This window comes from Chromatiales bacterium (assembly GCA_020445605.1).
In the GTDB taxonomy this organism is placed as follows: Bacteria; Pseudomonadota; Gammaproteobacteria; order JAGRGH01; family JAGRGH01; genus JAGRGH01.
On the sequence record JAGRGH010000009.1, the window covers coordinates 17,615 to 29,440 of the forward strand.

Consider the following 11,826-nt stretch of genomic DNA (forward strand, 5'->3'; position numbering starts at 1 on the left):
CCTCCAGTGGCTGTTTGTGAGTGTACATTTCGGGTGTTGCGCATAGCCGGTTTACCGCTCAGTGACTGGTGCCGGAAGACAGGTTGATTTTGTTGTACACGTTGTACTTGCCTACCGGTTTCTTCATGGGCAGACGTTTGATCTCCTGCAGGCTGTTGCCGTCGTACACGACCAGCGCACCATCCATCTCCCAGATGCTGAGCAGGGCATAACGGCCATCACGTGTGAACTCGACGTGGCCGGACGTCTTGCCGGGTGCCGGTGTCAGTGTCTTCACGATCTCCAGCTTGTCCTTGTCGATGATGTGCATCTCGTCCTTATGCGGGCCAACGAAGGTGTCGACCCAGGCGTAGGGTGAGTTTTCGTGGCTGCGCAGAAAGAAACCGGGACCGCTGGTCTCGAGTTTTTTCACTGTCTTCCAGGTCTTCATATCGATGATGCTGACCACGCCGTCCTTCAGGTTGGGCGTGGCGAGCACGGTGGTATCGCGCCATGGCCAGGTGATGCCGGAACCAAGATGCGGCAGGCCGGGCAGGTCGATGTCGGCGATCTTGCGACCGACCACCAGGTTGATCACCTGGCCCTTGCCCGAACGCGAGGCGCCGATCAGGTGCTGGTAGTCCTGGTCGAAGAAGAAATCGTCGAGATAATCGTCGGCATCAATCATCCGTATCGGGAAACGTCCTGGCTCGGCGAGGCCTTCACCCATCCTGTAGTCGTGCACGTAACCACGAAACACTTTCGGTGGGTTATCCGTGTAATTGATTTCCCAGACCTGCTTGATGTCTTTCAGCGCGACGATGAAGCTGTCGCGCGGCGGCGCGGTATATACCGCGCTGACACGCGAACTGTTGCCATGATCGTCTTTCACGTCGATGACCTTTACCAGGCTGAGATCGCCGGCATCGAGGATCACCAGTGTGCGCGGCAGGGTGTTGCCCACCATGACAAAACGATCGTCTGCCGAGACCGCGGCGTTGCGGGTGTTGATGCCGGCGCGGATCTCGGCGACGAGTTTCAGCGTGTACATGTCAAACTTGCTGATCCAGCCGTCGCGCGAGGCGAAGTAAACAAAGCGTCCGTCGCTGGAATACTTCGGCCCGCCGTGCAGCGCGAACCGCGAGGGGAAGCGGTGTATCGGCTCAAAACGATCGCCGTCGAGCACGGTGACATGGTGGTCGCCGCTTTCCACGACCAGGAACAGGTTGAGCGGGTCGGCGTCGTATACGGGTTTTATGTCGCTGGCATTGCCCTTCGTGAGAGCGGATTCGTAGACGACGTGACTGGCGTTGATTTCGCTTGCGCCCCAGCCAGGTTCGGTCGCGGTCGCGCTGTAGATCAAATCGACCAGCTTGTCGATGTCGTCATCTTTCAGCGTCCCGCTGAAAGCCGGCATTTGCGTGGCGACGCGCCCGTTGCGGATGACCTCGAAGGCCATGTCCTGCTTCAGGCGGCCCAGGTTTTCCGGTAATAACGCGGGACCGATGGCGCCCAGGCGATCACCGCCGTGGCAGGCGGCGCAATGTTGTGCATAGAGGGTCCATGCAGCCTGATCATTCGCGGCCATCGAGGGCAAGACAGGCATCAGGGGGAGCAGCCATAGCCCGCTCCGGCAGAAACGAATCAGGATATTGATATGCGCTTTCATCCAATTCGCCGGATCGTTCTGACCATGAGCGCCAGGGGTTGCGGACGGCTGCCGCGATAGTCTGCCGGGTCGATGTCGAGTTCCTCATCGCTCAGGTAGCAGGCCGGGTCCTCCCACCACGGGTCTCCGGTCATCTGGAATGCGCGAACCCGCGTGTTGCCACCGCAGACATCCTTGAAGCCACAGGCGCCGCAACGTCCCCGCAGCGGTCGCGGTACGGCTTTCAGTCCGGCCATCAGAGGGTCCGAGGTATCCGGCCAGATCGCGGAGAACGGGCGCTCGCGCACATTACCGAGGCTGTAGTTCCACCAGAAGGTGTCGGGGTGTACATGACCCTGGTTATCGATATTGGCAATGTTGATGCCTGAGGAATTGCCACCCCAGCGCCGCAGGCGTTCGCGCATTTCGTCGTAACGATCCGGCAGATTGCGGGCGACCCACTGTAACAGGTACACGCCATCGGCATCGTTGTTGCCGGTGACGTATTCGCGGTTACGCCCGGCCTGCAGGTCGGACCAGCAGGCCGAGAACAGCTGGTCCATGATGCGTCGTGTGGTGACATGCACCACGTCCGAGCCGCGATGCCGGTTACCGCGGCCACCGTAATTGAGATGCGAGACGTACAGCTTGTCGACGCCCTCGTCATCCATCAGGCGGAGCAGATCCGGCAGTTGATCCGCGGTGTCCTGGGTCGGTGTGAAACGCATGCCGACCTTGATGCCGGCGTCCCGGCACAGGCGTATGGCCCGAAGCGAGGCGTCGAATGCGCCTGCCTTCTGGCGAAACCGATCGTGCGTGTCACGCATGCCGTCGAGGCTGATGCCGACGTAGTCGTAGCCCACGGACGCAATGCGCTCGATGTTGTCCGTGTCGATCAGGGTACCGTTGCTGGACAGGCCGACGTAGAATCCGAGCGCTTTCGCGTGCTGCGAAATCTCGAAAATATCCGGCCGTAGCAAGGGTTCACCGCCAGATAGGATCAGCACGGGCACACCAAATGCCTTCAGGTCATCGATCACGGCAAAGACTTCTTCGGTAGTCAGTTCGCCGGGGAAATCGATGTCGGCAGAGATCGAATAACAATGCTTGCAGGTCAGGTTACAGCGGCGGATCAGGTTCCAGATCACGACGGGCCCCGACGGTTTGCGCGCCGCCGGTAGAACATCCGGGGCGGGTTGCAACAAGGCTTGCATGTATTGCGAGATACGAAACATATCAGTCAGCGAGCCTCATTCCGGTTTTCTTCAGAATCCGGCTGCTGTACAGCACAGCATGACATCTCGTGCGCTCACCCAGCTGTTCGGCAAGGCCGGCGACGAGCCGCTCGACCTGTTCCCGGGTCTTGCCATGAATCATGGCGAACAGGTTGTAGGGCCATTCCGGCAAACGCCGCGGGCGGTGATAGCAATGGCTGACGAAGTCAAGCTGCCCCACCTCATGGCCTGCATCGTCGATGAACTCATCGGGGATATCCCACACCGACATGCCGTTGGCGACGTAACCGAGCCGATAGTGATTGGGCACGACACCAATGCGGCGAATGCGGCCATCGTGCTGCATGGTCCGGATGCGATCCATGACCAGATCCGCGGAAACTCCCAATTGTGCAGCGACCTGATGATAGGGTTCGGCAACCAGCGGCAGGCCGGACTGGGTGGCCAGTACGATGCGACGATCGAGTTCGTCTGGATCCAGCGGCGCGGCGTTCTGTGTTGTCAGGTTCATTCGCTATACCTGAAACCGCAAGCCGACGAAGTACTCGTCCAGTTTCGGCAGGCGCAGTACCGGCAGGCCGGTGTGTTGTTCAATCTGCACCACGGCTGTGTCGATCCGCTCCGGGTTATCCGTGGCCAACACGAACCACATGTTGAAGCTGTGGTCGCGCTGGTAATTGTGGGCCACTTCCGGCATGGCGTTGACGATGGCGTTGACCTCGTCGAAGCGTTGCGCAGGGACTTGCAAGGCACACAGGCATAAGGCGCCACCCATTCGTTCGGCGTGAAACATCGGGCCGAAACGGGTCAGCAGTCCGCTATCAAGCATACAGCTGACGCGTGTCATCAGCTCGCTTTCAGTGCAGCCTATCTGTTCTGCAACATCGCGCCAGGGATGCGCGGTGACCGGGAAGCCACCCTGGAGTTCATTGATGATGCGGCGGTCGAGAGCGTCCATCAGTTCGGCATCCGGTACCAGGCGCCACGTTGACGGAAGCGGCGCCCGCTGAACAATACCTCGCGTGGCAAGTGATGAATGCCGAGTTCCAGGGCGAACTGCCGGATACAGGCAAGTACCGCGTCCCTGTCCTTGCCATGTACCATGCAGAACAAATTGTAGGGCCATTGAGGACGGTGACGGGGCCGCTGATAACACAGGGTCACGCAGTCCTGGTCGCCAAGCCGCTGGCCGATGGCATCGACCTGATGATCGGGGACATCCCACACCACCATGGCGTTGGCGCGATAGCCCAGTTCGTGATGGCGGACGACGACACCGAGTCGCTTGATGATGCGGGCATCGATCAGCGATTGCAGGCGTTGGATCAGTGCTTCTTCCGAGCAACCCATACGCTCTGCGATCACCTGGTAGGGACGCGCGACCAGCGGCAAGCCATGCTGAATTGCGGCAATCAGGTCATCACTGTCGATGTCATACGATGAAGCCGACAGATTCGACTGCACAGGGCTGTTGCGGCCTGGTAACTCAGTGACATCCTCGCTGTCGTTCAATGTCATGCGGAAGCCCAGATCGATGTGATAGTCGCGTAGCAGTGGCAAGGGCATGACTTCAATACCGGTCGCCTGACGAATGTCATCGAGCGTTGCCTTGACCTCAGCTTCGCTTGCCGCAGTCACCACGAACCAGAGATTGAAGCTGTGTTCGCGTTCGTAGTTGTGGTTTACCTGCGGGAATGCGTTGACCTGTTCTGCAACTTCAACCAGTTTTTCAGGCGGAACGGCCATGGCAGCGAGCGTGCTCGCGCCCACGGTGTTGGGACGAAACACAGGCCCGATGCGGCTGACCACGCCACGATCCTGTAGCGTACGGAATTGATCGATTACATCGTCGGGCGTGGTTTGCAGGTCATTCGCAAGCCGGTCGAAGGGGTGCGGACATAACGGGAACCCACGTTGATAGTCGTTCAGCAGGCGTTGGGTGAGCAGGTTCATGACTACAGGCCTGTCCGGTGTGCGCGGTCCGTGAAGAAAATACCGCTGGGTTTTTGTGCCGGAAGCTCGGCAATGCGCTCGAGGCTGTCGGTGTCGTAGACATCCACCCGGTCTTCATCCCGCACCGAGATCCAGACCTTTTCGCCACGCGGAGCGAACTCCATGTGCAACACGGCCTTGCCGGGTTTCAGCGTCTTGATGATCGTTGCGGTTTCAACGTCGATGATCTGTACCGTGTCGTTGTCCGGGTGTGCAAAATTCACCCAGACCTGGCGGCCGTCGGGCCTGGCCATGACGAAAACAGGCTGACCATGGACCTCGATGGCCTGTTGCTGTTGCCAGCTCCGGGTATCGATCACCAGCACCTTATGCTGCCCTACCGCCGGAATGTAGGCGCGCTCACCGGCAACCGCCCAGCCTTCCAGGTGCGGCATCTTGTAAACCGGCAGTTGTTCGTCGCGTTTTGCATAACCTTCCAGTATGCGGCGCGGGCCTTGCTCGGGATGCCACAGGTCAAGCAGTGACAGGCCGGGCTCACCGAAAAGCCCGGCAATGTAGTAGCGACCGTCCGGTGTGATCAGCGCGTCATAGGGCGCGCGACCGATGTTATTGAAATGGGTGATTGCCGGCTTGTCTGGATCGGACAGATCCGCAACCCAGATCTGGTCGGCATCGTAGAGTGAAAATACGAAGCGATTGCCGGGGGCGTCCACTAGGCCGACAACCTTGGAAAATTTACCCGGCGCATACTCCGCCGGTATATCCGCGACCGGCGCCAGCGTTTCGGCATCGAAAATACGGACACCGCCAGGCTCATAGTTGGATACGGCGACCAGTCGGCCATCCTGGGATATGGCGCCGCCGATACTGTTACCGGCCTGCAAGATGCGTTTGGAGATCCCGGCCTGTAACAGGTCAATCTTGCTCAAACCCCCGTCGCGCCCGAACACATAGGCATAGCGGGCATCACGCGAAAACACCACGGAGGCATGGGACAGGTCGCCCAGCCCGTCTACTTCGGCGAGGCGGGTGTTATTGGAGTGCTCGATGACCAGTACCTGGCCGCTGGCCCGCTCGATGACGACACCCAGGTCTCCGGTGCCACGCAACCCGGTCTGTGCCGTTGCACCTATGGATAACGAACTGCAAGCAATCAGCAGGACGAGAACGAACTTATTCACGCCGTTGACCCTCCAGCAGCACATCAACCAGCCAGGCTATGTCGTCGTCGCTGAGAAGGTTCTTCCATGGCGGCATTGGCGTCCCTGGACGACCATCACGAATGTCGGCAGTCAACCGTTCGCGCGATTTGGTATTCAGTGCCCGGGGTGTCAGGGGAGGTCCCAGCCCGCCGGTCAGTCGCATGCCATGGCAGGAGCCACAGTCCTGAGTCAGCAGATTCCGCAGTTCCTGCTGGCGTTCGGGAGCCGGTGACGCTGCACACACTGCTGTAACGGTCATTACGCCGAGGAATAACCCATATAGCCTGGCACCGTGCATGATCGACATACCCATAACCGGTCACGCGCCCGGGAGTCAGGCTCTCCGGGCGCGTTCTAACCGTTAGTAGATGTCGTGCACGGTGTTTTTGACGTTAAACTTGCCGGTCGGTGTGATCAGTCTGTCGTCCTTGATGACCTTCTTCAACTTGCGTGTCTTGTCATCGACCACGACCAGTGCCGACTTCTCGGTCTTGCCGTTCCACACCGAGAACCAGACCTCGTCGCCAGCCGCGTTGTACTCCGGCTGTACCACGCGCTTCGGACCTTCACCGACATCGGCCCACTCGGCGATCGGCAACTTTTCGAAACCCTTGTCGAGGTTGTTGATATCGAATACCGCTACTGACTGGCTGATGCCGGCATCCGGGTTCAACGGGGCATCTACCCACAGGTTTTTCGATTTGGGGTGGGTCTTTATGAACAGCGAACCGCCACCCATGCCGTGCAGGGTGTCGACCACTTTCCACGCGTTCTGCTTGTGTTTCGCCGGATCAGTGCCGATCAGGGTGATGTTGTCGTTACCGAGCGCACTGGTGGACCAGACTGGCCCGTACTTGGGATGATCGAAGTTGGCGCCACGTCCGGGGTGCGGGATCTCGGTAGCATCGACCAGGGCTTCGAGCTTGCGATCCTTGGAGTCGATGACGGCGATCTTGTTGGACTTGTTCGCCGCGGTCAGGAAGTAACGATGGGTCTTGTCCCAGCCGCCGTCGTGCAGGAAGCGTGCTGCAGGGATGGTGGTGACCGAAAGGTTATCTACATCGCTGTAGTTGACCAGCAGGATCTTGCCGGTCTCCTTGACGTTGACGATGAACTCCGGATGCTCGTGCGAAGCAACGATCGCAGCGACGCGTGGCTCAGGATGGTACTCCTTGGTATCCACGGTCATACCGCGGGTGGAGACGATCTGCTTGGGTTCGAGTGTCCCACCATCCATGATGACGTACTGTGGCGGCCAGTAGGAACCGGCGATGGCGAACTTGTCCTCGTAACCCTTGTACTTGGAAGTCTCAACGGAACGTGCTTCGAGTCCGACCTTGATGCTGGCGACCTTGTCCGGTGTCTTCATCCACAGATCGATCATGTCCACCTTGGCATCACGTCCGACCACGAACAGGTAACGGCCGGAAGATGACATACGTGAGATGTGTACCGCATAGCCGGTATTGACGATGTTGATGATCTTCTTGGTGTCCCCATCGATGATCGCGACCTGACCGGCATCACGCAGTGTGACCGAGAAGATGTTATCGATATTGTAGTTATTCATCTTCTTTGTCGGACGCTCGGCCACCGGCACATGGACCTTCCACGAGTCCTTCATTTCCTTCATGCCCCACTCCGGCGGGGTTGGCGGCTCGTGCTGCAGGTAGCGCGCCATGATGTCGATCTCTTCCTCGGTCATATCACCGGAAGTCCCCCAGTTCGGCATTCCGGCGGGCGAGCCGTAGGTGATGAACGCCTTGAGCGCGGCATCCCCTCGTGAGCGTGTGATATCGGTGGTCAGCGGTTTGCCGGTTGCCCCCTTGCGCAGTACGCCATGACAGCCTGCGCAGCGCTCAAAGAAGATCTTCTTGCCGACTTCGAACTCGGCCTTGGTCATCTCCGGACCTTCCGAGTCGATGATATCGCGAACTTTTGAGGGATCGATGCCACTGGGTGCGCCTTCATAGGCGGTATCGAGCTCTGAATCGGATTTGGCGTGCACCTGGGCGACTGCGAGGCAGAGCGCGGAGATCGCGAGGGTAATTTTGTACAATTTCATTGTGACGGCTCCTCCGTTTCTGTTGTATCTGTTGACTGAAGCTGGGTGCCGCAAACTTATAAAGGTGTTGCCGGGCGGGTGTCCTTGATTAAAATCAAGGCGCCCATTTGATTGCATTCATAAGTACTTTTTACTGCGACACGCAGTAATTCCCGGGCATGGTATTTTTCATGGTATTACCGTTTAGCAGGAGAATAAGTCATTGAATATAAGAGACAAAAAAGGCTTATTAACAATAGAGTGGGAGTAGCGCAGATCTGGCACTGGCTGGCAACAGCAGGCACCAAGACGCAGCAATCACGTAAAACCAATCACTTATCCACATTTCTGTCTGGCAATATCTGGCACTGGCAGGTATCGGCAAGCAGTTACTCGAATTTTTCAATGGTATAAATCATGGTATCGCCACCCTCATGCAAGCATGGAATCGTGACCGTGCATGAACCTGACCCTAACCCACATCAATAATGTGTTCACGCCGTCGCGCCTGGATTCGTCGTGCTAGCCATCGGAAAGAAACCAATTGTGGGAGATAGGGAGTAAGTTTTCGGCATAGCCAAATCCCTATCAGTCGGATTCGGGTTTGCATAGCGCAATCGTTGGCAGGCTACCCAGTTGCATAAAAAGTGATCAGTCCAAACCAGGTAAAACTACTCAAGGAAGAGGAAACAAGCCACATGGAACTGGCTAAAAAGCGACGCTACAGACCGCAAGCCACGCAATCGGGTACCGATCACCTCACATAGGCAATCTCTCAGTCCGATTTTCTTTGGGCTCTAGGTAGTATCTGCCGGATTCATTCGCAGCCTTTTGATCCCAAGCTGATCATTGATCTTGCTGATGCTGGTTTGTATATCGCGCAAAGAATAACCTAACAAGGTTTGACCTTGTGACGACACCTTCAACTTTACCGTCTGTGCTGACCAGTAAACGCTTTACAAGATGCTGTTTCATCAGATCGACTGCATCATGCACGCTTTTGTCCGGTTCGATCGTGACAACGTTACTTGACATGTGATTCTTCACAAAATCATCGGGGCCATTACTCTCGCTAAGTATGGGTGTATGGCTGAACAGCGATCCAAGTGTCTCCCATACGTTTTGGGATGGGTGCAAGAAAGGCACTCCCAGTTCACGCAGGAAATCCGCTTCCGTCAGTATACCAATGAGCTTCTTGTCGTTATCAACGACGGGCAATCCGCTTATTCGCTTGCTTACCATAATATCCGCTGCTTCGCTCATCCGTGTATCTGCGTGTATAACATGCACAGGCTGCGTCATGATTTCTCTTATTGTTAGCGATTCATGTTCGCGTAATTGTGCGTAATGTTCTGCTTGCTGCGCGAGCGTCATCAGGTCATCGGCAGTGATATCCATAAACGTCTGCATGCTTTCCAGTGCGCGCTGGTAGTCTTCGAGTTGTGGTCGACGATCTGATGATTTTTTCGTCATCATTTCTCTCCAGGTTCACGTATCGCGTAATACAGGCCGACAATCTTTACGGATCACGCGCTTGCTACTGTTGACATAAAACGTCGCTTTTTTATTACCAGAATTCCGGGTAGCGTCTGTGTGGCGACAAGTTGTTTACCAGCAAGGCGACGAAAAGCATGATTACGACACCGGTAAAAATGGGTGCAAGCACATACCAGAATTTCATTTGGTGTATTTGTTCACTACCAATCACGGCAATGAGTGCCGTTGCTCCTCCTGGCGGGTGAATGGAATTGGTTAAATGCATGGCTGTTAATGCCAGCGATACCGCCAGTGCGGCAGAGATCGCCGGCAGGTGGCCCAGTAGTAAGGCGCAGGCGACTCCGACGGCAGCGGATACGGTATGGCCAAGAACCAGATTTCTCGGTTGCGCGTATGGGCTTTTGGGTACGCCATAGATCAATACGGCACTGGCGCCAAACGAGCCAACGAGAAACAATGAATCCGCGATGTGAAACCGTTCAAAATTCCCGATTTTATAGACAGCGAGTATTCCCAGAAAGGCGCCAAGCGCTGACCACAACACCTCATGATACGGGGCTGCGGGCGGCACTCGCTTGCCTCCACGGAACTTCTCAAAATAGGATTGAATCCAGTTCATGACGCTATTTTGATTGGTAGGCGTTGTCAGACATCCAGCATCAGTTTTCGCGGTTTGCGCATTCCTGCGATCTTGCAGGCCTGTTGCCCATAACCGCGCGGAAACAGTCCGTACAGGTATCGCCGAGAGGCTTTTTCCCGACCCCAGATCTGTTCCATGTGCTTGAGCAAGACACGTGCTTCCGGCACACTTTGATTCGCTTCAAAGTACGACCGTATGAACTCGATAACGGCAAGCCGTTCGGCTGTCAGAGGTAATCCGGCCTCGGCCGCCAGTTCGCTTATCAGGTCGGGTTCCCAGTCATCGGCACTCAGAAGAAAGCCTTCTTCATCGCGTTGCAGATCTTCCAGAGATTTCAGGGGCTCGGTTTTTAATTTTGGGGGATTCATGGCGTACTCCTGCCTTACTCAACTCCAAACACCATAATGGAGCATTAAATGTTTGAATAGTGAAATATATTCAATAATAATGTCGAATAATCCGACATTAAAGGTTGTTTGAACCAAAATGGATATTGAGCAGGCGCGTACGTTTCTTGCCATTGCGGCTCACGGCAGTTTTCTGGAGGCGTCCAGGCGCTTACATGTTACGCACTCGACAGTCAGTGTCCGTATACAGAAACTGGAGGAAGAATTCGGCACGAAGTTGTTTGTGCGTAACCGGTCCGGGGCAAGCCTGACCCCTTCGGGGCAGCGGTTTGTGCAGCATGCCAAGACGCTGGTTCTGACCATTGAGCAGGCACGTCATGATGTCGGTTTACCCAGTCGTTTCCGCGCCAGCCTGCGGGTTGGTGGCCGAATAGCCCTTTGGGAAGAGTTTTTGCCAAGCTGGGTGGGGCGTATGCGTCGTGCAGCGCCCGATGTGTCCATACGCAGCGAGATCGGCTTCGAGGAAGACCTTATGCGACGACTGGTAGAAGGCACTTTGGACATCGGCCTCATGTATACACCGAGTCATGCGCAAGGTTTGATTGTGGAACATCTGTTCGATGAGACCCTGGTTATGGTCAGCACCGACCCGAACACACGTTGGCCTGGAGAGGACTATGTGTATGTTGAGTGGGGACCAGGTTTTTATGCACGGCACCGAGAGAGCTACCCAGACCTGGAGCGGCCAGCGCAGGTTGTCAATATTGGATGGCTGGGAATTCAGATCATCTTGTCAAACGGTGGTTCGTGTTATTTGCCCATTCGTATGGCACGTAGTTTCATTCAACAAGAACGCCTGTATCGCGTCGCAGATGCGCCGGAGTTTCCTCATCCGGCATTCATGGTGTTTCCGAGGGAAGCAGACAGTGACGCCATTGAACTCGGGCTGGCACAACTGCGTACACTCGCAAGCGAGGAACAGCAAGCGGCTCTGAGTTAGGATGACGATGAGATGGCTCCGTGTGACAGCTTTCACTCGTCAATTTTTCAGGGCATTTTGAAGGATTTTTGAGTATGGTATTTTTCATGGTATTACTGTTTAGCAGGAAAATAAGCCATTGAACATGAAAGACAAAAACGGCTTATTGATAATAGAGTGGGAGTAGCGCAGATCTGGCACTGGTTGGCACCTGCAGGCATCAGGATGCAGCGAACTCACAAAACCTATCACTTACCCAGCATTGCTGTTTGGCAACATCTGGCACTGACAGGCACTGCCAA

Annotated in this window: 12 protein-coding genes and 1 pseudogene; 1 reads left to right on the forward strand and 12 read right to left on the reverse strand. The window is 56.1% G+C overall.

All coding sequences use genetic code 11. The features are described from left to right. Nucleotides 1-58: 58 nt before the first annotated feature. The 12 genes and pseudogenes from KDG50_01920 to KDG50_01975 all read right to left on the reverse strand — a co-directional run bounded on the left by KDG50_01920 (nucleotide 59) and on the right by KDG50_01975 (nucleotide 10,566). Complete coding sequence (locus tag KDG50_01920) at nucleotides 59-1,585, reverse strand: c-type cytochrome (protein ID MCB1864160.1); 1,527 nt, start codon at nucleotides 1,583-1,585, stop codon at nucleotides 59-61. Between the two features lie 59 nt (nucleotides 1,586-1,644). Next, nucleotides 1,645-2,862, reverse strand: coding sequence for a heme d1 biosynthesis radical SAM protein NirJ (gene nirJ, locus KDG50_01925; GenBank protein ID MCB1864161.1), 1,218 nt, complete (start codon nucleotides 2,860-2,862; stop codon nucleotides 1,645-1,647). A gap of 1 nt (nucleotide 2,863) precedes the next feature. Next, a complete protein-coding gene (locus KDG50_01930; protein ID MCB1864162.1) occupies nucleotides 2,864-3,373 on the reverse strand; it encodes an Lrp/AsnC family transcriptional regulator in 510 nt (169 codons plus the stop codon). Between the two features lie 3 nt (nucleotides 3,374-3,376). Further along, nucleotides 3,377-3,820 (reverse strand): AsnC family transcriptional regulator, encoded by a 444-nt coding sequence (locus tag KDG50_01935; GenBank protein ID MCB1864163.1) that lies wholly within the window; start codon nucleotides 3,818-3,820, stop codon nucleotides 3,377-3,379. Continuing rightward, nucleotides 3,820-4,380, reverse strand: coding sequence for an AsnC family protein (locus tag KDG50_01940; protein ID MCB1864164.1), 561 nt, complete (start codon nucleotides 4,378-4,380; stop codon nucleotides 3,820-3,822). The genes KDG50_01935 and KDG50_01940 overlap by 1 nt, the downstream gene beginning before the upstream one ends. Further along, nucleotides 4,378-4,815: pseudogene (locus KDG50_01945) on the reverse strand (Lrp/AsnC family transcriptional regulator). Before KDG50_01945 ends, KDG50_01940 begins: the two are co-directional and overlap by 3 nt. Before the next feature lie 2 nt (nucleotides 4,816-4,817). Then, nucleotides 4,818-6,020 (reverse strand): protein nirF, encoded by a 1,203-nt coding sequence (locus KDG50_01950; protein MCB1864165.1) that lies wholly within the window; start codon nucleotides 6,018-6,020, stop codon nucleotides 4,818-4,820. Next, entirely contained in the window at nucleotides 5,989-6,330 is a 342-nt protein-coding gene (locus tag KDG50_01955; protein MCB1864166.1) for a cytochrome c, read from the reverse strand. The genes KDG50_01950 and KDG50_01955 overlap by 32 nt, the downstream gene beginning before the upstream one ends. Nucleotides 6,331-6,378: 48 nt before the next feature. After that, a complete protein-coding gene (locus KDG50_01960; GenBank protein MCB1864167.1) occupies nucleotides 6,379-8,082 on the reverse strand; it encodes a c-type cytochrome in 1,704 nt (567 codons plus the stop codon). 825 nt (nucleotides 8,083-8,907) lie between these two features. Further along, on the reverse strand, nucleotides 8,908-9,534 hold the full coding sequence (locus KDG50_01965; protein ID MCB1864168.1) for a CBS domain-containing protein: 627 nt from the start codon (nucleotides 9,532-9,534) through the stop codon (nucleotides 8,908-8,910). A gap of 94 nt (nucleotides 9,535-9,628) precedes the next feature. Next, a complete protein-coding gene (locus tag KDG50_01970) occupies nucleotides 9,629-10,177 on the reverse strand; it encodes an HPP family protein (protein MCB1864169.1) in 549 nt (182 codons plus the stop codon). Between the two features lie 26 nt (nucleotides 10,178-10,203). Continuing rightward, a complete protein-coding gene (locus KDG50_01975; protein ID MCB1864170.1) occupies nucleotides 10,204-10,566 on the reverse strand; it encodes a TusE/DsrC/DsvC family sulfur relay protein in 363 nt (120 codons plus the stop codon). A 118-nt stretch (nucleotides 10,567-10,684) separates the two neighbouring features. Here KDG50_01975 and KDG50_01980 point away from each other — a divergent pair, with 118 nt between their 5' ends. After that, nucleotides 10,685-11,545 (forward strand): LysR family transcriptional regulator, encoded by an 861-nt coding sequence (locus tag KDG50_01980; protein ID MCB1864171.1) that lies wholly within the window; start codon nucleotides 10,685-10,687, stop codon nucleotides 11,543-11,545. Nucleotides 11,546-11,826 lie beyond the last annotated feature (281 nt).